The organism is Bacillus badius NBRC 15713 (genome assembly GCF_001591605.1).
Lineage (GTDB): Bacteria > Bacillota > Bacilli > Bacillales > Domibacillaceae > Pseudobacillus > Pseudobacillus badius.
In genome coordinates, this window is the sequence record NZ_BCVF01000009.1 from 68,889 (window position 1) to 93,096 (window position 24,208).

Genomic DNA, 24,208 nt, shown 5'->3' on the forward strand with positions numbered 1-24,208 from the left:
ATAAACCAAGAGCCCCAGTACAACATTGAAATAAAAAGGAGAATCAACCATGTTAATCATACGTGCACACGAGCAAAAAACTTTAATAGATATGAAGGAATTGATTGAACACGCAGCGATGGCGTTAAAGGAATTTTCATCCGGAAGGACCGTCACGCCTATCCGTGCCGCTCTTCCTTTCAACGATGGTCAAAATACAGCATTGGTCATGCCGTCCGCAGCGGATGCGGCGGGCAGTATGGGAGTAAAAGTAGTAACGGTAGCCCCGAATAATAAAAAGCTGGGAAAACAGACGATAACAGGCACGGTGATCCTGTTGGATTTTAGGACGGGAGAACCGGTTGCCCTCTTGGAGGGTTCTTACTTAACGATGTGCAGAACCGGCGCTTTGTCCGGGGTGGCAACAAAGTACTTATCCCGCCCCGATTCAAACAAACTTTCCATTATTGGCACAGGAGGACAGGCAAAAGGGCTTGTTGAAGCGATGATCGCTGTCCGTGACATTGAAGAAGTGTCCCTTTACAACCGCTCAGAGCAAAAGGCGCATGAGCTAGCTGAATATATTAGACACTCATTTCATAAACATGTTCACGTTTACACAAAGGCTGATGAAGCAGTAAAGAATGCAGATATTATCGTGACAGCGACAAATTCTTCAACACCCGTTTTTTCCGAACGTTTACAGCCAGGTGTTCATGTGAATGCTGTCGGTTCCTTTCGGCCAACGATGCAGGAGCTGCCGTCTCATGCGATTTCTTCTGCCCATAAGGTCGTGGTGGAATCAAGAGAAGCGGCGTTAGAAGAAACAGGGGACTTGCAAATCCCGATACAAGAAGGAATATTTAAGGCGGGTGATATTTACGGAGAACTGGGAGAAATCATCGGTGGAGAACTGAAGGGAAGGGAAACGGAGGAAGAGATCACCGTCTTTGAATCTGTCGGTCTAGCGGTAGCAGATATCATAGTAGCTAAGTATATCTATGAAAAAGCGCTGCAAAAAAAGGTCGGAACGCTTATAGACCTGTAAAGGAAAATAGCTGCTGAAAGGCTAAAAGCAGTGGATCACTTCGCTACCATGACGGAGTGATCCTATTTTTATCATCTGCTATCCAGGTGCTCACCCCCGGTGGCCAATGGAGGTGAGCGCTTGTTTTAGCCGATCTTTTCCCCGGGCTGAACAGAAGTTCCTTCATGGGCTTTCCACTGTTCATTCATCTGGCTTCGGCCCAGCTCAATGTCAGGATGAAACTGGATAGCCACTTGCTGGCGGATCGTCCGGACATGTTCGATGGCTTGCTCAAGCTGGCGGCCACTTGCAGCGGCCTGTTTTCCAGCCTGTTTAGCGATAGAAAGACCGGCTGCAGTGCCTTGGGCCATTGCCACCTTGCCGCTTTCAATGCCGGTAATATTCCCGGCAACAAACAGCCCAGGAAGCGGGGTGGCCATCGTTTCGGAATGGCGGGGGACATGACCGCCAAGTTCAGGGATATATTCAAAGGGACATCCAGCCACGGCGGCGAGTTCTGCCAGCGGATACAAACCGCCTGCGATGCAGACAAAATCGGCTTCATACAGGCGATCTGTGCCTGGAATGACGTGTCCGTATGCATCAATATCAACGGTCCGCACCCCTTCCACTTGTTCTGTGCCGATGATTTCTACTGCCGCTTTTCGAAGCTGCAGCGGCGTTCCGTTAATTTTCAAGCCGTTCTTAGGGTAGAAACGTGTACCTATGTTTCGGATGGTTTCATTTTTCATCAACCGGCTGCCGAAGCGCAGGAGAGCGGATGGGGCCAGGTGTGCGGCGTTCAAAAGTGAGCGGATGACTGCTTCCGGCTCCCCTGCCTGCCGGCTGACGGCGTTTTTCTCAGGCAGTACCACCCGGTCCACTTTTATTCCTGCCAGCTGCAGCTCGTTCAAAATGGCAAAAGCTAAAATATTTGCGCCGATAATGATGCCTTTTCTTCCCGCTTGAACCCGATGGACATTTGTCATGACTTGAGCGGCCCCGATGGACATAACACCCGGCAAGGTCCAGCCCGGCACCGGGATCGGGTATTCGGCCGCCCCGGTGGCTATTAACACAAAAGGGGCTTCCAGCACGCCTTCGTTTGTATAGACTTTCCATCCGGCTTCAGCTGTTTCTATATTATAGACAGAGACACCGCAGCGGATATTGATTCCTAAAGCATGCGCTTCGTGCTGGAGCTTCTCGGCTTCTTTGATCCCGTTCCACCATTCACCTGACGGCTCCTGGTGCAGCTGTCCCAGGAGCCTGCCGCCAGGGCGGATAAATTCATCGACAACCGTCACCCTCAAGCCCGTGCCGGCCGCGGCAATGGCCCCAGCTAGTCCAGCCGGTCCGCTGCCGATAACAATCAAGTCTGTCATTGCAATCCCTCCGTTTTCTTCAGCGGCGTCGGGTGCCGGCGCCCGCTTTCGATCGTCATGCCTTCTTCCACCTTTGTTAAGCAGGCCCGTACGTTAGGCTGATGATTGACTGTTACCCGGCATTCCATGCAGTGCCCGATGTTGCAATAAATGCCTCGGGGAGTGCCGCTTTCCTCATGAACACGCAGCTGCCGGATGCCGTTAGCCAGCAAAGCTGCGGCAACTGTTTCGTGCTCATAAGCCTCATAGCTTTTCCCGTTAAACTGAAAGGACACTTTTTTCAGGCTGTCCAGCTTTCCTAAAATCGCGTGATCGATAATTCTAGTCATGACGCCCACCTACTGTTCCGAAAGATACCGGTCGGATCGGAGGCTGATATTTCAATGGAATGACCGCCTTGTTTTCGTCCGGAATGAACGAGTCCATAATGGCATCAAGGGCGATCCGGCAGGTGCGGCCGCCGCAAAACCCCATGCCTGCTCGTGTCCGAAGCTTTAATTCCCGAGCTGAGCATGTATGCTGCCGGGCGGTCGATTGCAGCTGTTCGTAAGTGACTTCTTCACAGCGGCAAATAATAAGCTGTTTGTTTTCTATCATGGTTTCTCCTCCTCCAGATGCTGATACAAAAAAATATGCAACAATCATACCAACTGGGGAGGAAAGTGATTAATTCATGCCAAGGCGTTTCAGGCGATTATACAATGTCGCCCTTGTGATCCCAAGTTTTTCGGCGCACTCTAATTTATTGCCATTTGAAAGGCGCAGCGCCCGCTCAAGCACTTTTTTCTCGTGCCGCTCCATTTCATATTGGAGCGGAAGGATCGTCTCATCGATCTCTTCCGTCCTGTCCGCTGCCTGCTCCTGAAGATGGGTGCTTTCATAAAAAGGCAAATACTCTTTTTTGATCACTCCATCTGTCGCAAATACAACAAGCCGCTCCATAACATTGCGCAGCTCGCGGATGTTTCCGGGCCAATCATGCTGGAAAAGCGCCTGCATCACTTCAGGAGACAGCTGCTGAATCGGCCGCTGATAACGGACAGAAAATTCATTCAGGAAATGGTGCATCAATTCAACGATGTCTTCTTTGCGCTCCCGCAAAGGCGGGATGTGCAGGCTGACTACATTTAGGCGGTAATAAAGGTCTTCGCGAAACTCTCCCTTCTTAATAAGTGCAGGCAAATCCTGATTCGTAGCGGCAAGCAGGCGAAAATCAGCCTTGCATTCTTTCTCGCCGCCCACCCGGTAATACGTCCGTTCCTGCAATACACGCAAAAGCTTTACTTGCATATCGAGCGGCATTTCTCCTGCCTCATCTAAAAACAACGTCCCTCCTTTGGCGAGTTCAATCTTTCCTTTTTTTCCTTTGTGGTCGGCTCCCGAGAAAGCGCCGCGTTCATAGCCAAACAGTTCACTTTCGAACAGCGAAGCAGGAATAGCGCCGCAGTTGATAGAGATAAAGGGAGCATCCGGAGATTCGCTCGCTTCGTGAATGGCCTTGGCAAATACCTCTTTCCCTACACCGCTCTCTCCCAAGATCAGCACAGTGGATTTCACGCTGCACACCTTTTTAGCCAGCTGAACGGTTTGCTGGAGGGAGGCGCTGTTGCCTTTAATCGCCTGAAATGGATCGGTTGAATGCTTGTATTTAGCCACTTCTTGTTCAAGCCTGTGCACTTCAGTAGACATCGTGAACAATTTGTCGTTGAGCATGACTTGATTGGTCACATCTGTTTCAGATACAACGGCGCCAATGATGCGGTTATTGTAGAGAACGGGGTTGGAATTGATTAAAACAAATAAGTCAGCGCGCGGCTGGTGAAAATGGCTGTTGATTCTTTTTCCTTCATATAACGTATGCAGGATTTCCAACTTATTCGGCTCAAAAAACTGAGTAATCGGCTGTCCAAGAACCTCCGCTTCCGTTAAGGAGAAAATTCGCTCCGCTCCCTTTGTCCACGTGCGTACCCGTTTCTCGCGGTCAATGACGGTAACGGAGGCATCGGTGGTTTGGATCACTGTTTGGTAAAACGCTTGAAGGTGCTGATAGGCCGCATAAAGGCATTCCATCAATTGGGGAGCAGTAATGGAGCCGCTGACAACCCCGTTTTTTTCCAGGACAGCCACGGCCGGCGCTTTCTGAAAAGCGGAAAGGACCTGTTCTACCGAAGCATCGGCATCCACCGTTTCACATAGTATCGGCGTTTGGCCGTGATCCAAGTAAAATGTTCCGCGCTGTTTATATATTTTGTTTTTAGCCACTGTGCTTTTCGCCGGTTCGCTTTCGATCAGTTCTTTAATGGATTGAATAGAAAAGAGCATCGCCTTCTTCTCCTTGTCTAATTTTTTGGACACTGTAAAAAATATTATACAATAAATGTTTAAATATTCTAAATATTCTTTTTTGGAGGCCGCGGGATGAACTATCTTCATTGGCACGTTCGTTGCATGAAGGAAGAGGAGGACTGGAAAAGGGGGCAGTGGGATGAAGCATTGTGACATAGCAGTTATCGGCGGCGGCATTATTGGCTGCTCCATCGCTTATTACGCTTCAAAGTACGGCAGAGATGTCACAGTCATCGAGAAAGGAGAATTTGTCAGCGGTACTTCTTCACGCTGTGACGGCAACATTCTTGCCATTGACAAAGATCCAGGCTTTGACAGCCAGATGTCTTTATTCAGCCAGCACTTGGTCGATGAGCTCAGCAGGGAATTAGAGGAGCCTTTTGAATACAGGGCACCGGGCAGCATTCTTGTTTGCGAAACAGAAGAGGAGATGGAGGCGGCACAGCAATGGGTCGATCGCCAAAAAGCAGCAGGTTTGCCGTTTCGCATGCTGGATAGGCAGGATATCCGGGAGGAGTCTCCCTATTTTGCTGATGACTTGCTGGGAGGGCTGGAATGCGCTACGGATTCAACCGTCAATCCTTACTTGCTGGCATTTGGTCTTTTGGAAGCGGCCAGGAAATACGGAGCGAAGGCATACAAGCATACAGAGGTAAAAAGCATGAACAGGGAGCAGAACGGCACCTTCCGCATTGAAACAACAAAGGGGGCATTTACGGCTAATCATGTGGTGAATGCGGCTGGCGTATGGGCTCCTTTTATCGGCTCGATGCTCGATTTATCCATTCCAATTGCTCCGAGAAAAGGGCATATTATTGTTGCTTCAAGACAACAGCCGGTCGGCGGCCGCAAGGTAATGGAATTTGGCTATTTAATTTCTAAGTTTGGCGGTGTGCGCCACGTCGACCCTCTCACTGAAAAATACGGGGTGGCTCTCGTATTTGAACCAACAGAAAGCCAAAACTTCCTGATAGGCAGCAGCCGCGAGTTTGTCGGATTCCATACGAAAGTGAGCGACGAAGTGATCCGGTGTATTGCCAACCGGGCGATTCGGTTTTATCCGAAGATGGCAGATATGATGGTCATCCGCTCTTATGCGGGTCTGCGTCCGTGGACAGAAGATCATTTGCCGATCGTGTCCCGGGTCGATGAACTGCCGAATTTTTACATTGCAGCAGGGCATGAGGGCGATGGGATCAGCCTGGCAGCGGTAACAGGGAAAATCATTGAAGAGCTGATTAATGAAAAAGAGCCCTCGATTCCGGTAGATCCTTTGCGTTATGACCGTTTTGCAGAAAGGGTGTTAAGCAGATGAAAGCACAAAAAGTTTTTACCACTATCGATACGCATACCGGCGGCAATCCGACGAGAACCGTCATTAGCGGCTTGCCTAAGCTGGAAGGGGCAACGATGTCTGAAAAAATGCTTTATATGAAAAAGGAGCATGACTGGATTCGCAAGCTGCTGATGAACGAACCCCGGGGGCATGATGTGATGTCAGGGGCGTTAATTACAGAGCCGTGTCATCCGGATGCGGATATTGGGGTGATCTATATTGAAACCGGCGGATATTTGCCTATGTGCGGGCATGATACGATCGGCGTCTGCACAGCGTTAGTAGAAGCGGGGCTTATTCCAGTGAAAGAGCCTGTTACCTCCTTGAAGCTTGATACACCAGCCGGGCTTGTAGAGGCTGAAATCACTGTGGAAAACGGCAAAGCGAAGGAGGTTTCCTTTTGCAATGTGCCTGCTTTTTGGTTAAAGAGTGTATCTGTTGACGTGGCAGGCATCGGGCAAGTGCAGGCAGATATCGCATATGGAGGCAACTTTTACGCTATTATCGAAGCGGCATCAGTCGGCTTGGAGCTCGTTCCCGATCAGGCTTCCCTGATTATTGAAAGAGCAATCAGCATTCGCAATGAGATTAATCAGCAAACAGAGATTGTCCATCCCCATCATCCTTTTATTCGGGGACTAACGCATGTGGAGTTTTACGGTGAACCGACTCATGACCGGGCGGACGTCAAAAATACAGTCGTTGTGCCTCCCGGAGGAATTGACCGTTCCCCATGCGGCACCGGCACGTCAGCAAAGCTTGCTGTGATGTATAAGAAAAAAGAAATCGGAATCAATGAGCCTTTTGTTCATGAAAGCATCGTCGGCTCCTTGTTCCGCGGCGTGATTGTACAAACAGCAGACGCAGGACAAGTAGAAACAGTGGAGACAAGAATTTCCGGCTCTGCCTGGCTGATGGGAATGAACCGGTTTTTCTATAATGAACAAGATCCGTTAAGAGAAGGGTTCTTGCTGATTCCGCCAATGAGTGAACATGAGACGGAGGAGATGGTATGAAGGTTCAATCATTGTATTCGACGGTCGATGTCCATGTAGCAGGAGAAGCATTTCGTATCATTCAAGTACCGCCGCTCGTAAGGTATCAAAGCTTGAAGGAGTTGTACGAGAGACTTCCTGACACCTTCAAGAAGGAGCGGGAATTGCTGTTAAATGAACCGCGCGGATTTGCCGGGCTGACGGGCTGTCTCGTTCTGCCGCCCATCGATCCCCGGGCAGACGCGTCTGTGCTGTTCTTTACCCATACAGAGAGTCAGCCCGTTCACTATGGAGGGGCAGCAGCGGTAATCACCGCGCTGCTAGAAGGCGGTTTTCTCTCTCCTCGAGTGTCCAGCCAGTATCAATTAGAAACTGTTTCGGGCCTCATTGGTCTTTCTGCTGCAATGAAAGAAGGAGAAGTAGTGTCTGTTCAGCTGGAGAGCGGACCCTGCCGGATCATAGAGAAGGTTTCCGGCTGCGCGCCAGCCTTTTCTCTCATCGAATCGGAAGGAGTCTATGCTCTCCTTTCAAAAGAAGAGGCAGCCGTTGAAATGGACCTGGCCGAACTAACGGAATGGAAGAAGTGGGGACAGAAAACTCTTCAAATGATATCCGGCCAATGGGAAGTGGATGGCGTCATTGTGCTTGATGAATCGGAGGCGTCCAACGGGAAAATAAAAAGCATTACTTTTCGCAAAGATGGAATGATTGTTCGGTCGCCAGGATTTGATGCGACAGCTGCCTGCTGCGCCTTTTTGCTCGCTGAAAACAAAATGTCTTCCAGCCAGACGCTAGTGAATGAAAGCATATTCGGCAGCTTGATCGAAGCATGGCCGGGAGAGGAAACAGAAGAAGGGCACCGATGCAAGCTTTCAAGCCGCGGCTTCATTACGGGCACACATACCGCTATCCTAGATCCAACTGACCCTTTGCCGTCCGGCTTTTTATTGAAGTAGGTGCGAGCGGCCGGCTGTAACCGCTTACCTTAAAACATAGGAGGGGTCCCATGGCTCATCAAAAAAGATTGCCCAATTTACTGGAGGTTACTTTTGTTTTAACCAGCTTCATCGTTATTATGTACGTATTTGTCGCGCAAATCGGCCTGCCTATTCAATTGGCGCTCTTTGTTTCCTGGTTTGTCATTATGCTGGTCGGCTTAAAAATTGGTTACAGCTATTTCGATATGCAGCAAGGAATATTGAAAGGGATTAACAACGGACTAGAAGCCGTGTTAGTACTCGTTACAGTAGGGGCATTAATTGGCACATGGATCGCCGGAGGGGTAGTGCCGAGCATCATTTATTACGGCCTTACGATCATCAATCCCACGATCTTTTTGTTTGCCGCTTTTGCGATTTGTACCGTGACCTCCCTTGCGACCGGCACATCCTTTGGAACAGCAGGCACGGCCGGCATTGCCATGATGGGGATTGGCCACAGCTTCGGCATTCCCATGGCCCTCGTAGCCGGAGCTGTCATATCGGGCGCTTATGTGGGCGATAAACTATCTCCGTTATCGGATACGACGGTAATGACCGCTTCCTTGTCGAAGGTAAATTTAATTGATCATATTAAATCGATGCTGTATGTCAGTACGCCGGCTTGGATCATTACCGGGATCTTATTTTTACTGACAGGCTTCTTTTATGTGAATGGCAATGGGGACCTGAGCCGGGCAGAGGCAACCATGGCCGCCCTGCAAGATCACTTCCGCATTTCGTGGTATATGCTCGTTCCTGCAGCCCTTGTTATTTTGCTGCTTGCTTTAAAAAAGCCATCTATCCCCACGATCGCTTTTGGAGCATTGCTCGGCTCGGTCTGGGCTTATTTGTTCCAGGGAATGCCGCTGCTTGAAGCGGTTCGAAGCTCCTATAGCGGGTTTTCTATCGAGTCGGGCGTCGAATTTATCGATAACTTATTGAACCGGGGCGGCATTGTTTCCATGCTGGAAGTCATCGTTTTGATTATTTTTGCTCTTGGAGTCGGCGGCTTAATGGAGCAGATTGGCATTTTACAAGTTATTTGCAACAAAATGCTTGCCTGGGCGGATAATGCGGGGAAAGTGACGCTTTCCACTGTTCTCGCAGGATTTTTCGGCAACTTTTTTGGAGGGGCCGCTTACGTATCCATCATTACGGCCAGCAAAATTACCGAGAAAAACTATGACCGGCTCGGCATTGACCGCAGAGTGCTGTCAAGGAATACAGAAGGCGGCGGAACGGTCACGACTCCGATGGTGCCATGGAGTGACGGAGGTGTGTACATGGCGACCGTACTTGGCGTTTCGACGCTGTCTTATCTGCCGTTTTTATGGTTTAACTTTCTGGCCGTAGGCATCACGCTTCTGTATGGATTTACGAACAAATTTATTTGGTATACCAATGCTGAAGGAGCAGCTAACCGGCCGGCAGCGAAAGCAAAGCTGACCAATGAAAAAACATCTTAACCAACATTTAAAGGAGGACACAATTATGACAGCTATTAGAGGCGCATATCCAGTATTAATTACCCCGATGACGGAAGCACAGGAGATTGATTGGGAAGGGGTAAAAAGCAATGTTCAGTACTTTATTGATCAGGGAGTTGCCGGCCTTGTCATCAATGGCAGCACCGGGGAATTTGTCAGTCTGACCAAGGAAGAAAAGTTCCAAATGGTCGAAATGGTACTGAAGGAAGTGGATGGGCGCATTCCGGTGATCGTCGGAACAGCGGCAGAAACGACGAGAGAAACGATTGAATATACAAAGCAGGCGGAAGCTCATGGTGCCGCGGCTGCTTTAATTATCAATTCCTATTACTGCAAGCCGAAGGAAGAAGAGATTTTCTTCCATTTTAAAGAGATATCGGATGCGGTCAACTTGCCGATTATGTTGTACAACAACCCTTTTACATCAGGAGTCGATATGAGCACCGAGCTGATGCTCCGCATTGGGAAAGAGTGTGAGCGGGTGACGCATATTAAGGAGTCCAGCGGCGACATTCGGAAAGTGCGGGACTTGGCGAGACAAGGAGAAGCGGAGGTGTTTTGCGGGGCAGAGGAGCTCGTTATGGAATCTTACTTAGTTGGGGCAACCGGATGGATTTCTGTAGCCGGAAATATTGTGCCGAAGCTTGTGACGGAGATGTTTGACCATATGCAGCAAGGAGAGATTGAGCAGGCGTGGGCCATCAACGACCGGATTCTGCCGCTTTGTGAGTTCCTTGAAGGATCGGGAAAATACGTCCAGATTGTTAAGCGGGCCATGGAGTTAAACGGCCAGGCTGGCGGTCCGTCCCGCTACCCTCGCCTTGGCTTGACAGCGGCAGAAGAACAAAGGCTAAAAGATATTCTGTCCCATTTAAATACGGTGCCGCAAGTTTAATAGATTGCCGGACTGCAAGAATGATCCTATGAAAACGTATTAAAGGGGGAACCAATAGATGTTAACTGCAGGAATTCAATTAAAGGCGAAGGTGAAGGACTTTTTAGAAAGGCCGGTCCACTTGTTTATTGACGGAAAGTATGTACCGGCTGCCGGCGGTCAGACATTTGAAACGATCAACCCAGCCACAGAGGACGTGCTGGCTGTTGTTAGTGAAGCGCGCGAGGAAGATGTAGATGCAGCGGTGCAAGCGGCGCGCCGGGCCTTTGAGTCTGGGGCGTGGCCGGCACTAAGCACAGCTGAGCGCGCCCACCTCATATATAAACTGGCTGATTTAATTGATGAAAATAAAGAAGAGTTGGCGCAGCTGGAAGCACTGGATAACGGGAAACCTTACAAGGTGGCGCTTGAAGACGATATTCCCGCCACTGTCGAGCACTTTCGCTATTATGCCGGCTGGGCAACAAAAGTGCTTGGCCAGACTATTCCAATCTCAAGCGATTATTTGAATTATACGCGTCATGAACCTATTGGGGTCGTCGGCCAGGTGATTCCGTGGAACTATCCGCTTGTTATGGCTGCCTGGAAAATGGGTGCCGCTTTGGCAACCGGGTGCACCATCGTTTTGAAACCAGCCGAACAAACGCCGCTGTCTCTTTTATATACAGCCCAATTGTTTCATGAAGCGGGTTTCCCGCCAGGTGTAGTCAACTTTGTTCCCGGGTTTGGCCCGACGGCGGGGGCAGCCGTTATTCGTCATCCTGATATTGAAAAAGTGGCGTTTACCGGATCAACGGCTACAGGAAAGTCCATTATGCGCCAGGCGGCTGACACGATTAAGCATGTAACGCTGGAGCTTGGCGGAAAGTCGCCTAATATCATCTTAGAGGATGCAGATTTATCAGAAGCCATCCCCGGTGCGTTTAATGGCATTATGTACAATCATGGGCAAAACTGCAGCGCGGGTTCACGGGTATTTGTCCACAGAAAGCATTATGACAAGGTAGTGGATGAGCTGGCAAAGATGGCTGACAATGTAAAGCTTGGCTCCGGCATGGACCCGGAAACCGACATGGGGCCGCTTGTAACGAAAAAGCAGCAGGAGCGTGTCCTTGGATATATCCAAAAAGGGAAAGACGAAGGGGCCAGAATCGTTGCCGGAGGAGACAAAGCATTGGAGAAAGGCTATTTTGTCCGGCCGACGGTTTTCGCCGATGTAACGGATGAGATGACGATCGCGAAGGAAGAGATTTTTGGTCCGGTTGTTGTCGTTCTTCCATTCGATAGCACAGAAGAAGTCATTGAACGGGCGAATCATACGCCATTTGGCCTCGCGGCAGGCGTCTGGACGGAAAATGTAAAGACCGCTCATCAAGTCGCCAATCAGTTAAAAGCTGGTACTGTCTGGATCAATGATTATAATCTCGAAAATGCAGCTTCGCCGTTTGGCGGCTATAAACAATCAGGCATTGGGCGTGAAATGGGCTCCTACGCCCTTGATAACTATACGGAAGTAAAAAGCATTTGGGTGAACTTAAAATAAACAGCGGATGAGGGCCTCAACATGCGTATTTTTTGTTAGGCTCTGCAGTTTAATTAAACAGAGCTTGTTAAAGATACGCATTTTTTAGAGGACAGCGGTATATCCATGCCTGAAGAGTTTTGCCGGCAGGAAGACTAGCAGCGCAAAGGGAGGACGGAGGATGACAGCGATTTATCAACAACGGATCACCGCTTTAAAAGAACAGATGAAAGAGCGGCAAATAGAAGTGGGACTGGTCACTTCACCAAAAAATATCTACTATTATACAGGCTTTCACTCAGAGCCTTATGAGCGCTTTATGGCCTTGCTGCTCGATGGCCGCACGGATCAGCTAAGCTTATTTATCCCCGCTTTAGATTATGAAGCCGCCAAGCAGCATTCGTTTGTTGAACAGCTTATTCCTATTTTTGATGAACAAAACCCTTATCAGGTCGTGAAAGATCATATTGGCGAGGAGATCAAAAGTCTGGGCGTAGAGACCAAAAGAGTGACTCTGCATCAGCAAACACAACTAAATAATCACCTCTCGATTTCCGGTTATTTAGACATAGGGGATTTCGTTGCCTCCCAAAGAATGAGAAAGACCCCGGAAGAATGCCTCCGGGTAGAACGGGCCGTCCAGATCGTTGAGAAGGTGTTAGCGGAAGGGATGAAAAAAGTTGCGGTAGGGATGACTGAATTAGAGCTGGCCGCAGAAATGGAGTTATTGATGAGAAGATTTGGCGCGGCCGGCCCTTCTTTCTCGACAACTGTTTTATCGGGGGTGAAATCGTCGCTTCCACACGGACATTCGGATGAAAAAAAACTCCAGTGGGGAGAGTTTTTACTGATTGATATGGGAGTGATGGCCGATGGCTATTGCTCAGATATTTCAAGAACATTTGTTATTGGAGAGGCGTCAGCTGAGCAAGAGAAGCTGCATGGCATTGTGCGCCAAGCGACAGAAGCAGGGGTTCGCGCCGCCAAGGCTGGGGTCGCGGCAAAAGAGGTAGACAGAGCGGCCCGGGAGGTTATTAAACAAAATGGATACGGGCGTTATTTTAATAACCGGGTAGGACATGGGCTGGGCATAGAGGTGCATGAAGAACCTTCTATTCATGAAAACAGCGAATTAATGATCGAAAGCGGCTTTCTCTTTACAGTTGAGCCGGGGATCTACGTCCCTAATTGGGGAGGGGTAAGAATTGAGGAGGATGTTTACATCGGAGAAGATGGACAGGCGAACGTATTAACCACATTTCCAACCGAGTTAATGAGCGTAGCAGTCAATAGTTATTCTTGACAGATAGAGCAAGCAGTGAAAAGAATAAGCTGAGCTGTTGAACCGCTCCCCGCTTATTGACAAAAAAGGTTCGGAATGATTTCATTCCGAACCTTTTCTGTTTTTTTAGATGATGTTTAAGCTATCCGGGAGAAGGAGAAACTTCGCTGCGTCGATTAGTCAGGCCAGTTTCTTAGGGGGCACCGCAGCGAAAGCAAGCGCCACCTGCATTGATGTTAAAACAGGCCGTATGGCATGGCTGCCCTCACTTTGCCAACTGTGTTGATTAGAGCAGAAGGCGCGAAGACTCCTTGGAGGTTTAGCAGACTGTCTGAGTTATTCAAGAAACGACAATTTTTTGGCTGTTCATTCAAAATTTTTAGACACGTTATAAAAAATTATACACACGGTGTTTAATTTTTTAAAATATTCTGTTAACTATTGCTTCAAACGGCTCTCTTCCATTGGCATATGGATTGCATTATGAAATAAAGGGTGAAGAAAGGAGGAGGGATAGAGGCATAAAGTGACAGAAAGATAGAGGATTACCTGCTTGTGAGCAAGCAAATCATTTTAAGCATAGGCAGCTGGAGGTGGGATGAGTGAAACAATATATTTTAAGCAGATTAGGATATACACTAGTAACATTTTTTGTTATTGCCACATTTACTTTTTTCCTGATGCAAACCCTGCCAGGTTCTCCATTCAATGATGAGAGATTATCAGATGTACAGAAGGAAAGAATGATGGAGCGGTACGGGTTAGATAAGCCTGTGCCTCTCCAGTATGTGACATATATAGGCAATATTTTCAAAGGAGATTTCGGCGTATCTTTTCAATACGATGGCCGGGCGGTGGTAGATATTATTGGCGAGCGGATCGGGGCATCTGTCGTGCTCGGATTGCAGTCGCTCGTTGTAGGAAGCATTGTTGGTATTCTCTTAGGAATTATTGCAGCTTATAAACATAATACACCGATTGATTACGGGGCGATGATTCTCTCTGTTATTGGGCTATCTGTACCGAGCTTTGTGTTTGCGGGGTTATTGCAGTATTGGATTGGCGTGCGTCTGCAGTGGCTGCCGGTAGCTTTTTGGGAAGGGTTTGAATTTTCCATTCTTCCTACTATTTCATTATCCGTATTTGTTGTCGCTACTTTGGCCCGGTTTATGCGCAGTGAAATGCTTGATGTACTCGGCCAGGATTATATCGTCACCGCTAAAGCTAAAGGGTTAACGAATTTCAACGTCATTTTCAAGCATAGCATCCGGAATGCGGCGATCCCGATTATGACGATTTTGGGCCCGATGACCGTGTCGCTTCTGACCGGCACGCTGGTGATTGAAAAAATCTTCAGTATTCCCGGATTGGGAGAACAGTTTGTAAAGTCTATTATCACCAATGACTTTCCAATGATCATGGGGGTTACTTTATTCTACAGTATTCTATTTATTGGTGTGGTCCTGTTGATCGATATTATGTACGGAATTGTTGATCCGCGGATACGAGTGGCTGGGGGGAATAGATCATGACCGTAGAGAACAGGGAGCTTGCGGATGAACTGTTTGAGCCCGCGCAAGAACAGCAAAGTGCAAAGAGCATTTCCCGTCCTGCAATGACTTACTGGCAGGATGCTTGGAAGCGCTTTCTGAAAAATAAAGCAGCATTTGCCGGTTTAATGTTAATTGCCCTCATCATCTTATTAGCTGTCTTTGGCCCTTATGCAAATAACCATGGGTACGATGAGCAAAATTTGGCGCGGGCTAACTTGCCGCCGAAGGTTCCTATCTTAGAGCAGGTGGGCTGGCTTGGATTTGATGGAGTAGATAACAGAGGGATTGACCGTTACGAAGCAAGCGGAGTGACTGATTATTATTGGTTTGGCACGGATAACTTAGGAAGGGATCTATGGACAAGAGTGTGGCATGGAACCCGTATTTCGCTCTACATTGCTTTTCTGGCGGCAGCGATTGACCTGCTTATCGGGGTCGCGTATGGAGGCATTTCTGCTTATTACGGAGGCCGGGTTGATAATGTCATGCAGCGATTGATCGAAATTCTGGTGGGCATCCCCAATCTCATTGTAGTGATTCTTTTAATTTTAGTGCTGAAGCCTGGCATCATGTCCATCACGCTGGCCATGGTCATTACAGGATGGGTGGGAATGGCGCGCATCGTCCGGGGCCAAATATTAAAGCTGAAGGAACAGGAATTTATTTTGGCTTCTAAAACGTTAGGGGCGAAGGACAAAAGGATGATCTGGAAGCATTTAATTCCTAATGCATTAGGGCCCATTATTATTACGACGATGTTCACGATACCTACCGCCATTTTTACAGAGGCTTTTTTGAGCTTTATCGGTCTTGGGCTGCAGCCGCCGGTATCTTCTTTAGGCACATTGATTAATGAAGGCTATAAGCTATTAGGCATTTATCCGCATATGCTTGCTTTTTCGTCTATCGTTATTAGTGTGATCATGATCAGCTTTAACTTGTTGGGAGATGGCCTGCAGGATGCGCTTGATCCTAAAATGCGCAAATAAGGAGGGGAGCCAGTGGAAAGAGTACTGGAAGTAAAGGATTTGCATGTCTCATTTAACACCTATGCCGGGGAGGTGAAAGCGGTCCGCGGTGTTTCCTTTCATTTGAATAAAGGAGAAACGCTGGCCATTGTCGGAGAGTCAGGATCAGGGAAGTCCGTTACTTCTAAAAGTCTGTTAAGGCTGATTCCTCATCCGCCCGGGAAAATAACAAAAGGGGAAATCCTGTTTGAAGGAAAGGACTTGGCGGCTTTATCGGAGAAACAAATGCAAAGCATCCGCGGAGCTGATATTTCGATGATTTTCCAAGATCCAATGACCTCCCTTAATCCAACGATGACAATAGGCAAACAAATCATGGAGAGTGTCATCAAGCATCAAAAAGGAACGAAGCAGGAAGCGAAGGAAAGAACGCTTGAGCTGCTGGAGTTAGTCGGCATTCATCATCCGGAGAAAAGGTTTGATCAGTACCCCCATCAATTTTCCGGAGGAATGAGGCAGCGGGTCGTGATCGCCATGGCCATTTCCTGCAATCCGAAAGTGCTGATCGCCGATGAGCCGACAACCGCCCTTGATGTAACGATACAAGCCCAGATTCTTGAACTGTTGAAGTCCCTGCAGAAGCAGCTGGGAATGGCGATTATTTTTATTACCCATGATCTAGGAGTAGTAGCCAACATAGCTGATCGTGTGGCTGTGATGTACGCCGGGAAGATCATTGAAGTCGGCAAGGCCCATGAAGTGTTCTATGAGCCTCAGCATCCATACACATGGGGGCTTTTGGGAGCGATGCCGGATATTCATCGCCAAGAGGAGGAGCTCGTCACTATTCCGGGGGCGCCGCCTCATTTAGCTGCCCCTCCGGCAGGGGATGCCTTTGCTGCACGGAACCCAAACGCAATGGAAATTGACTTCCTGTTAGAGCCTCCGATGTTTAAAGTATCCGACACTCATTATGCGGCTACCTGGCTTTTGCATGAAAAAGCCCGAAAAATGCGGGGGGCACAGCAGCGTAAGCAAACGGCTGCCAATTCACGCAAAGCGAAAGAAAATGAAACCGTCATAAAAAAGAGCGGAAAGGGCCAAAAGCTGTTAGAAGTAAAAGGGTTAAAACAATACTTTAAAAGCGATAAGCATCATGTGATTAAAGCGATCGATGGATTAAGCTTTGATATTTATAAAGGGGAAACCTTTGGATTGGTGGGAGAATCAGGCTGCGGCAAGTCAACAACCGGGAGGACATTGATCGGCCTGTATGAGGGCACTGCCGGGGAGGTGCTGTATAAAAATGAGAGCGTTTTTAAAAAGAAGTCTGGTGCAGAAACACAGCAATTGAACAGAAGCATCCAAATGATTTTCCAAGATCCATACTCTTCCCTGAATCCGAGATTGACAGTTGCGGATATTATTGCGGAAGGGATGGATATCCACGGGTTAGCCGGTAGCCGGCAGCAGCGGATGAACCGGGTTTACGAGCTGCTGGAAACGGTAGGATTGCATAGAGACCATGCGAATCGTTATCCTCATGAATTCAGCGGGGGGCAGCGCCAGCGCATCGGAATTGCCCGAGCCCTCGCTGTAGATCCGGAATTTATTATTGCCGATGAGCCGATTTCTGCTTTAGATGTATCTATTCAGGCACAAGTGATTAATTTATTGAAAAAGCTGCAGCGGGAAAAAGGGCTGACCTACCTTTTTATCGCCCATGACCTGGCCATGGTCAAGTATATTAGTGACCGGATAGGGGTTATGTATAAAGGAAAGATTGTTGAGTTAGCAGAAAGCAACGAGCTTTATTGCCGCCCTCTGCATCCGTACACCCAATCCCTGTTGTCTGCCATTCCGATGCCTGATCCCCGATTGGAGCAAAGCCACCAGCGCATGAAGTTTGATGAGCAAAAGCTGTTGTCTGAAAGAAAACAGGAAGAGGTGCGGCTGCGCGAGGTGAAGGATGGACATTGGGTGGAATGCACAGAACGGGAATTTAGAGAATATCAAAGCAAACTATCAGGAGCAGTATGAACCAAGGCCAAAACCGGAAGCAAAGGAGAGAACGCCTATTCTCAGGAAAGTGAACAAGCTATTGTGTTTATCGGTAGCTGCTGCTTATATAGGTTCATTGTTTTCACAAGGCACCTTATGGACGGTCTTCACTACTTATTTATTCTTTATAGCTATCTGGCTGTTAATGATAGGCGGAGCACTGCTCGTCTTAGAAGGCGGTATGTTTGATGGGATGATGTACAGCTTTCGGCATTTCAAGAAGCATACATCCAAGAAGGAGGCGTATATTTCCCGGCAAACGAAGGAATGGCGGCCTTCCCGTACAGGACGCCATAAGTTTTCACTCACTTATCCGTTCCTATTCTCAGGAGGTGCATTATTCCTCTTTACTGTTGCCGCTTCACTCGCTCAATAAAGATAAACGAGCTGTTTTTAGCCGGGTTGCGGCTGAACTTTCAGGCAGCCAAGAATGATTCATTAGGGGGAAAACACAGTGGAAAAGTTAATAAAGGCCAGACAAATACTTGAGGAGCAGCATATAGACGCTTTATTGATTACGAATGACACAAACAGAAGATATTTGACGGATTTTACAGGAAGCGCCGGCGTTGTGATCATTACAAAAACGGCCGCTGTGTTAGTGGTTGACTTTCGCTATGTTGAGCAGGCGCACAAGCAGGCTGCTCAGTATTCGATTCATTCCGTGAAAAACAAGCCGTCTATTTTTGAAGAAACGGTAAAGGTATTAGAAGAATTAAAGGTTTCTGCCATTGGATTCGAACAGGACCATATGTCTTATCGCCTGTATACAAAATATCAGGAGGCGGCAACGGCGGAAATGGTTCCTCTATCGGGAGAGATAGAGAAATTAAGAATGGTCAAAAGCAAGGAAGAAATCAGCAGACTGAAAACAGCGGCGGAAATCTCAGATGCAGCCTTTACACATATCCTAAGCTTCGTTCAACCGGGAGTAGCAGAAGTGGATGTAGCGAATGAATTAGAAGCATTCATGAGAAAGCAGGGAGCGGCATCGTCATCCTTCGATATGATTATTGCTTCAGGGGAACGTTCGGCACTGCCGCATGGCTTAGCGAGCAAACAGGTGATCCGGCATGGGGATATGTTAATTCTGGATTACGGCGCTTATTATGAAGGATATCGTTCGGATATGACAAGAACTGTGGCCGCAGGGGAACCTGACGCCCGATTAAAAGATATTTATGCGGTCGTGCTGGAAGCTTTGATGAGGAGCCTGCACTCCATTAGACCGGGGATTACTGGCCGTCAGGCGGACGCATTCAGCCGTCAGTATATTGAGCAGCAAGGGTATGGCAAGGAGTACGGGCATGGCTCCGGCCATGGAGTGGGGCTGGATATTCATGAAGAACCTTTTATGTCTCCAAGGTGTGAACACATCATTCAGCCCGGGATGGTGTTAACGGTAGAACCAGGTATCTATGTGCCGGGACTCGGCGGCGTGCGCATAGAAGATGATATTCTAATAACGGATCACGGGAATGAAGTGCTCACTGCTTCACCGAGAGAGCTGATCATCTTATAGAGGCGTGCAGATACCGCTTTTTTGACTGAATATTCCGTCAAAACCGGCGACTGTTTGAAAATATAAAGACCATGAACGGGGGATAGGAAAATGAAGAGATCCATAATGATAACCGGCATGCTGCTCATAGGCTCTGTTTTGTCCGGCTGCTATGGGGGAGAAAGCAAAGGCGTGGATGAAGCAGAGGGCACCGGAACAGCCAATGAGAAGAACAGCCAGCAGGTATTGAACTTAGCGGAAGGAGGGGATTTGCCTACGCTGAACACTTTAGGGCTGTTTGATACTCTTTCCAGTAAAACAATGAACAATATTTTTGAAGGACTTTACCGGCTAGATAAGTCTCATGAGCCGGTCGCAGGGGTGGCTGAAAAACATGAGGTGAGCAAAGATGGAAAGACGTATACTTTTCACCTCCGTTCCGATGCGAAATGGAGCAATGGGACGGCCGTAACGGCCCAAGATTTTGAATATGCTTGGAAAAAAGCGATTCATCCCGATACTCTTTCCATGTACGCCTATTTATTTAACGATATGAAGAATGCAGCCGCCATACAGGATAGCAAAAGTGAGCTGTACGGAAAGGTGGATGAATTGGGCATCCAAGCAGTTGACGAACATACCTTGCAAGTGGAGCTGGAAAATCCCGTGCCGTATTTTCTCAGCCTCGTGACTTATCCAGTCTTTTATCCGCAAAATAAAGAGTTTACTGAAAAACAAGGCGAGAAGTATGCACTTGAGGCAGAGAACTTACTCTATAACGGCCCATTTGTCCTGAAATCATGGGAACATGAAGCTGGCTGGATATATGAGAAAAACCCTGATTACTGGGATGCTGATGCCGTCAAGCTGGAAAAAATTAATGTGAAAGTCGTCAAGGATGTCGCTACAAGAGTAAACTTATATAACACAGGGCAAATTGATTCGACAGACCTTACTTCCGAATTTGTCGACCAGTATAAAGACAGTCCCGAGTACAGCACATTATTGAAGCCGGAAGTATTCTTTATTCGCATGAACCAGAAAAATAAAAATTTGTCGAATGTAAATATCCGAAAAGCCATTGATATGGGCTGGGATAAAAAAGGAGCGGCAGAAAAGCTATTAAATAACGGCTCGATTCCTGCTCACTATCTTGTGCCGAAGGATTTCACGTTTGATGAAGGGAAAAAGGATTTCCGGGCAAAGTATGAAGGGTTTAATACAGAAGGTGTGGAGAAGGCCCAAGAGCATTGGCAAAAGGGGCTCAAGGAGCTGGGAGTTAAAAACCTCAAGCTTGAACTATTGAGCTATGATAGCGAAGACAGAAAAAAGATCAGTGAATATGTAAAAAATCAATTAGAAAAGAATTTGCCAGGCCTTACCGTTAACATCAACCAGCAGCCAAATAAACAAAAGCTCGCTTTGGAATCGAGCCTCCAATACGATTTAAGTTATTCGGGATGGACACCGGATTTTCAAGATCCGATTACTTTTATCGACCTTTATGTGTCAGACGGTCCGTACAACTGGTCCAATTTTTCCAACAAAAAATTTGATCAGCTTGTTATGAAAGCGAAAGCCGATCCAAGCGATTTAAAAGAAAGGTGGAGAAACCTTCAGGAAGCGGAGAAAATCCTGATTGAAGAAGAGGCAGCTATTTCTCCAATGTACCAATCAGGCAGCGCCCAGCTGAGAAAACAGTATGTGAAGGGGTATATTGCTCATCCATTTGGTGTAGGCGCTTCATATAAATGGGTAGAAATAAAGGGGAAAAACTAGTTTAGAGCATCGGAAACGCTTAAGAGCCGCCTTCAAGGCGGCTCTTAAGCGTTTCAGTTGGGCGCATCTCTTTAAAACAAGCCTTTTTGTGATTTAAACGAACATTGTGCAGAATTCAAATTCAAATTTTAAAACAACATCCATCAAGTACTGCATGGACAACCATTTCAACCGCTTTTTAATGATGCCTGCATCTAAACTGTCCTGCGATTTGGATATGAAAGAGGAAGGAAGGGGGGGCTTTTTCAGAGAAATAAGCGAATATTGTGAAGGAATTGTAAAGATTTATTGAAGCTATAGGTTACCGCTTTGCGTTTAGGGCGGGAGCGATTATAATATTGTTAACAAAAAGAAAGACAGGCGGTTTATTATTCAACTCCCGTATAGACAAGGGAGCGTCAAACCAATAAGGGAATGAAAATGGAGAGGAGCTTCACTGGTGAGTAAAAGATTGTTGTCTCGCTTAGGAATAGGGTCAGCAAAAGTAGACTTAATTTTAGAAAAACAAGAGTATTCGCCTGGCGAAAAGGTGACGGGTCATTTCTTATTAATCGGCGGGATCATCGAGCAGGATGTGAAAAGGATTGATTGCCACTTAATGGTATTAGACAAAAAAAACGGTTCGGAGTCTATTCTGGACTCGCTGACCATTTTAAGTTCAAGATCTATCCGTCCTAAAGAAGTAGAAAAAATTGATTTTAAGTTTCGGCTTCCTGAGAATCTAGAAATGTCCTCATCGGCGCGTTCCTACCAGTTTAAAACGAAGCTTCATTTTGACGCGGGAGTAGCGAATAAAGATCAAGATATTATTCATGTCGCTGCCCAAAATATTTAAAACGATCAGTCTAACTGATAAATGAGAGGGACAACAATCGTATGAGCATTGTAGGGCCCTCTAAAACTATATCTTCAACTATGCGTAAAATGCTTGTTTTACGAATTATCATTCTTTTTTATGTTATGATACTATATAAGTGAAACAACCTAACGATTCTACTGATTGGAGTGAAGAATGTGACCATTGAAGATGCTGAAAAATTGATAACAGACTTTCTTGTTGATCGTGTAGCTCCATCTGTCATTTATTTATTTGGTTCTCGAGTAGCTGGTCGGGCACGTAGCAACAGTGACTATGATATCGCTTATTTAAGCGACAAGCACCTCAGCAACTATGAGCGGTTCATGCTGGCACAGGAATTGGCAGCCATCTTAAACAGGGACGTAGATCTTGTTGATTTAAAACAAGCCTCAACAGTTTTCCAAACAGAGATCATAGAAACAGGAAAGGTCCTATATGGAGATCATTCAACAGACAAAGCCCTGTTTGAAATGCGGGCGCTGAAAAATTATGCCATTCTGAATGAGGAAAGACGCGTTATATTGGAAAATATTTCAGAAAGAGGTCAAATCTATGAAGAGTGACGTCATTTTAAATAAAATCGGCACCATTGAACGCTGTGTCAAGAGAATAAACGAAGAATATGCTAATCATCCGGACAATCTGGAAAATTACACGAAGCAGGATTCAATCGTTTTGAATATCCAGAGGGCTTGTGAAGCCAGCATAGACATTGCTATGCATGCAGTAGCTGAAAAGAAGCTGGGGATTCCGCAGACAAGCCGTGATGCCTTCGAATTATTGGCTAAGAACAAGGTAATTACCGAGGACCTTTCATTTAAGATGAAAGCGATGGTCGGTTTTCGGAATATTGCTGTTCATGACTATCAAGACATTAATCTGGATATTGTCAAGGCCATTATTGAAAAGCATTTACAGGATTATAAGGATTTCACTAAACAAATTCTTGCCTTTCAAGGATAACTTTCAATTATTTCGTAAAAATTGTATTTTACGCATAATTGAAAACGTAAAGGAGATTTCTCATGGCTACATCCAGACAGCATCAAATTCATGAGCAACGGCTTCATAAAATGGTGAAAACCATGCCCTTCTACGTGGAAGAGTTTATTGATGATAAGCTTGATCATCGCTCTCCTTCTACTCTGCTCAATTACTTGCACGACTATAAGCTGTTCTTTGAATGGCTGATTGCGGAAGGAATTGTTGATTGCCGGGAAATCAAGGATATTCCTCTTTCCGCATTAGAGACGCTAAGGCTGGAGTCAGCCCAAAGTTTTTTCAAATACATTCAACGGCGGGAAATACCCGTGGGCAAGACAGAAACGAAAAAGCCTGAAAAAGTCTCTATTAACAGGAAAATATCTGCCCTCCGCTCCCTCTTTCATTATTTGACAGCCCAGACGGAAAACGAAGACGGCGAGCCTTATTTCTACCGGAATGTCATGCAAAAGGTTGAAATTCATAAGGTGAAGGAAACGCTGGGAGCCAGGGCCAACAAAATCTCGGCCAAAATCCTCCATGACGATGATGACTTGCTGCTGGTTGAGTATATCAAGCAGCAATACATTCATGAAATGCCCGAAAATTCCCGCCAGCGCACTTATTTTCTTCGCGATCAGGAAAGAGATGTAAGCATTCTTTCGCTTTTTCTCGGTTCAGGAATCCGAGTAAATGAGCTGGTAAACCTTCGAATCAAGGATTTAGACTTTCGCGAGAACCTGATCCATGTCGTCAGAAAAGGAGGAAAGAAAGATACGGTAGCTGTAGTTCCCGGGGCAATGGAGGATTTGAAGGGCTATATGCGTATCCGAAACGAGCGCTATCATGCAGATGATGACGATAACGGCTTTGTTTTCTTAGCCAAACGCCAAGGCAAAGGAGAGCCTCTTTCTGTCCGGGCTGTTCAGCTCCTGGTCAAGAAGTATACGAAAGCTTTTACAAAAAACAAATCGCTGGCTCCTCATAAGCTCCGCCACACGTATGCGACAAAGTTAATGGAAGAGACAAATGATATTCATTTGTTAATGAGGCAGCTTGGGCACACATCTACTACGACAGCCGCCCTTTATTCTAACCCGGAGCAGGAAAAAGCCAAACAGGCCGCCCGCCTGCTTGATAACAGGCGAAGCAAGAACACAGATTGAGAAAAAAGCTGTTCTCCCCCTGATGAAAGCGTTCATTGAAATAGCAAGCGACCGGTTAGGATGACAACCGTTAAAACTTTAAAAAGGGCGCTTTCCTTATCTAAAG

Annotated in this window: 22 protein-coding genes; 18 read left to right on the top strand and 4 right to left on the bottom strand. The window is 47.0% G+C overall.

Features of this window, described 5'->3' with window-relative positions:
- The first annotated feature begins 49 nt into the window (after window positions 1-49).
- Entirely contained in the window at window positions 50-1,027 is a 978-nt protein-coding gene (locus BBA02S_RS06830) for an ornithine cyclodeaminase family protein (protein ID WP_041114129.1), read from the top strand.
- 125 nt (window positions 1,028-1,152) lie between these two features.
- Here BBA02S_RS06830 and BBA02S_RS06835 read toward each other — a convergent pair whose 3' ends face one another.
- The 4 genes from BBA02S_RS06835 to BBA02S_RS06850 form a co-directional block, all read right to left on the bottom strand.
- Window positions 1,153-2,391, bottom strand: coding sequence for an NAD(P)/FAD-dependent oxidoreductase (locus BBA02S_RS06835; RefSeq protein ID WP_041114128.1), 1,239 nt, complete (start codon window positions 2,389-2,391; stop codon window positions 1,153-1,155).
- Window positions 2,388-2,720, bottom strand: coding sequence for a (2Fe-2S)-binding protein (locus tag BBA02S_RS06840; protein ID WP_041114127.1), 333 nt, complete (start codon window positions 2,718-2,720; stop codon window positions 2,388-2,390). The genes BBA02S_RS06835 and BBA02S_RS06840 overlap by 4 nt, the downstream gene beginning before the upstream one ends.
- On the bottom strand, window positions 2,713-2,988 hold the full coding sequence (locus tag BBA02S_RS06845; RefSeq protein WP_041114126.1) for a (2Fe-2S)-binding protein: 276 nt from the start codon (window positions 2,986-2,988) through the stop codon (window positions 2,713-2,715). The genes BBA02S_RS06840 and BBA02S_RS06845 overlap by 8 nt, the downstream gene beginning before the upstream one ends.
- Window positions 2,989-3,057: 69 nt before the next feature.
- Window positions 3,058-4,713: a sigma-54 interaction domain-containing protein gene (locus tag BBA02S_RS06850; protein WP_041114125.1), complete on the bottom strand. Its 1,656-nt coding sequence runs from the start codon at window positions 4,711-4,713 to the stop codon at window positions 3,058-3,060.
- A gap of 163 nt (window positions 4,714-4,876) precedes the next feature.
- Between BBA02S_RS06850 and BBA02S_RS06855 the strand changes: the two genes are divergently transcribed.
- The 17 genes from BBA02S_RS06855 (at window position 4,877) to xerS (ending at window position 24,102) form a co-directional block, all read left to right on the top strand.
- Window positions 4,877-6,052 (top strand): NAD(P)/FAD-dependent oxidoreductase, encoded by a 1,176-nt coding sequence (locus tag BBA02S_RS06855; RefSeq protein ID WP_041114124.1) that lies wholly within the window; start codon window positions 4,877-4,879, stop codon window positions 6,050-6,052.
- The gene (locus BBA02S_RS06860; protein ID WP_041114123.1) at window positions 6,049-7,089 is read left to right on the top strand and encodes a proline racemase family protein; all 1,041 of its coding nucleotides are present in this window, start codon (window positions 6,049-6,051) and stop codon (window positions 7,087-7,089) included. The genes BBA02S_RS06855 and BBA02S_RS06860 overlap by 4 nt, the downstream gene beginning before the upstream one ends.
- Complete coding sequence (locus BBA02S_RS06865) at window positions 7,086-8,024, top strand: proline racemase family protein (RefSeq protein ID WP_041114122.1); 939 nt, start codon at window positions 7,086-7,088, stop codon at window positions 8,022-8,024. Before BBA02S_RS06860 ends, BBA02S_RS06865 begins: the two co-directional genes overlap by 4 nt.
- Window positions 8,025-8,074: 50 nt before the next feature.
- Window positions 8,075-9,514 (top strand): Na+/H+ antiporter NhaC, encoded by a 1,440-nt coding sequence (gene nhaC / locus BBA02S_RS06870; protein WP_041114121.1) that lies wholly within the window; start codon window positions 8,075-8,077, stop codon window positions 9,512-9,514.
- A 25-nt stretch (window positions 9,515-9,539) separates the two neighbouring features.
- Window positions 9,540-10,430, top strand: coding sequence for a 4-hydroxy-tetrahydrodipicolinate synthase (gene dapA, locus BBA02S_RS06875; protein ID WP_041114120.1), 891 nt, complete (start codon window positions 9,540-9,542; stop codon window positions 10,428-10,430).
- A 58-nt stretch (window positions 10,431-10,488) separates the two neighbouring features.
- Entirely contained in the window at window positions 10,489-11,973 is a 1,485-nt protein-coding gene (locus BBA02S_RS06880) for an aldehyde dehydrogenase family protein (RefSeq protein WP_041114119.1), read from the top strand.
- Between the two features lie 160 nt (window positions 11,974-12,133).
- On the top strand, window positions 12,134-13,255 hold the full coding sequence (locus BBA02S_RS06885; RefSeq protein ID WP_041114118.1) for a M24 family metallopeptidase: 1,122 nt from the start codon (window positions 12,134-12,136) through the stop codon (window positions 13,253-13,255).
- A gap of 581 nt (window positions 13,256-13,836) precedes the next feature.
- Window positions 13,837-14,766 (top strand): oligopeptide ABC transporter permease, encoded by a 930-nt coding sequence (gene opp3b / locus BBA02S_RS06890; RefSeq protein WP_041114117.1) that lies wholly within the window; start codon window positions 13,837-13,839, stop codon window positions 14,764-14,766.
- Window positions 14,763-15,776, top strand: coding sequence for an oligopeptide ABC transporter permease (opp3C, locus tag BBA02S_RS06895; protein WP_041114116.1), 1,014 nt, complete (start codon window positions 14,763-14,765; stop codon window positions 15,774-15,776). The genes opp3b and opp3C overlap by 4 nt, the downstream gene beginning before the upstream one ends.
- A 12-nt stretch (window positions 15,777-15,788) precedes the next feature.
- Window positions 15,789-17,795: an ABC transporter ATP-binding protein gene (locus BBA02S_RS21440; protein ID WP_063386158.1), complete on the top strand. Its 2,007-nt coding sequence runs from the start codon at window positions 15,789-15,791 to the stop codon at window positions 17,793-17,795.
- Between the two features lie 49 nt (window positions 17,796-17,844).
- Entirely contained in the window at window positions 17,845-18,192 is a 348-nt protein-coding gene (locus BBA02S_RS06905; RefSeq protein ID WP_158286037.1) for a DUF3899 domain-containing protein, read from the top strand.
- A 78-nt stretch (window positions 18,193-18,270) separates the two neighbouring features.
- Window positions 18,271-19,338: a M24 family metallopeptidase gene (locus tag BBA02S_RS06910; RefSeq protein ID WP_041114114.1), complete on the top strand. Its 1,068-nt coding sequence runs from the start codon at window positions 18,271-18,273 to the stop codon at window positions 19,336-19,338.
- 90 nt (window positions 19,339-19,428) lie between these two features.
- Complete coding sequence (locus BBA02S_RS06915; protein WP_041114113.1) at window positions 19,429-21,096, top strand: peptide ABC transporter substrate-binding protein; 1,668 nt, start codon at window positions 19,429-19,431, stop codon at window positions 21,094-21,096.
- Between the two features lie 439 nt (window positions 21,097-21,535).
- Complete coding sequence (locus tag BBA02S_RS06920; protein WP_052475203.1) at window positions 21,536-21,931, top strand: sporulation protein; 396 nt, start codon at window positions 21,536-21,538, stop codon at window positions 21,929-21,931.
- Between the two features lie 179 nt (window positions 21,932-22,110).
- On the top strand, window positions 22,111-22,518 hold the full coding sequence (gene mntA / locus BBA02S_RS06925) for a type VII toxin-antitoxin system MntA family adenylyltransferase antitoxin (RefSeq protein ID WP_041098742.1): 408 nt from the start codon (window positions 22,111-22,113) through the stop codon (window positions 22,516-22,518).
- Window positions 22,508-22,918, top strand: coding sequence for a type VII toxin-antitoxin system HepT family RNase toxin (hepT, locus tag BBA02S_RS06930; protein WP_041098740.1), 411 nt, complete (start codon window positions 22,508-22,510; stop codon window positions 22,916-22,918). The genes mntA and hepT overlap by 11 nt, the downstream gene beginning before the upstream one ends.
- A 62-nt stretch (window positions 22,919-22,980) precedes the next feature.
- Window positions 22,981-24,102: a tyrosine recombinase XerS gene (gene xerS / locus BBA02S_RS06935; RefSeq protein WP_041098738.1), complete on the top strand. Its 1,122-nt coding sequence runs from the start codon at window positions 22,981-22,983 to the stop codon at window positions 24,100-24,102.
- Window positions 24,103-24,208: the final 106 nt, after the last annotated feature.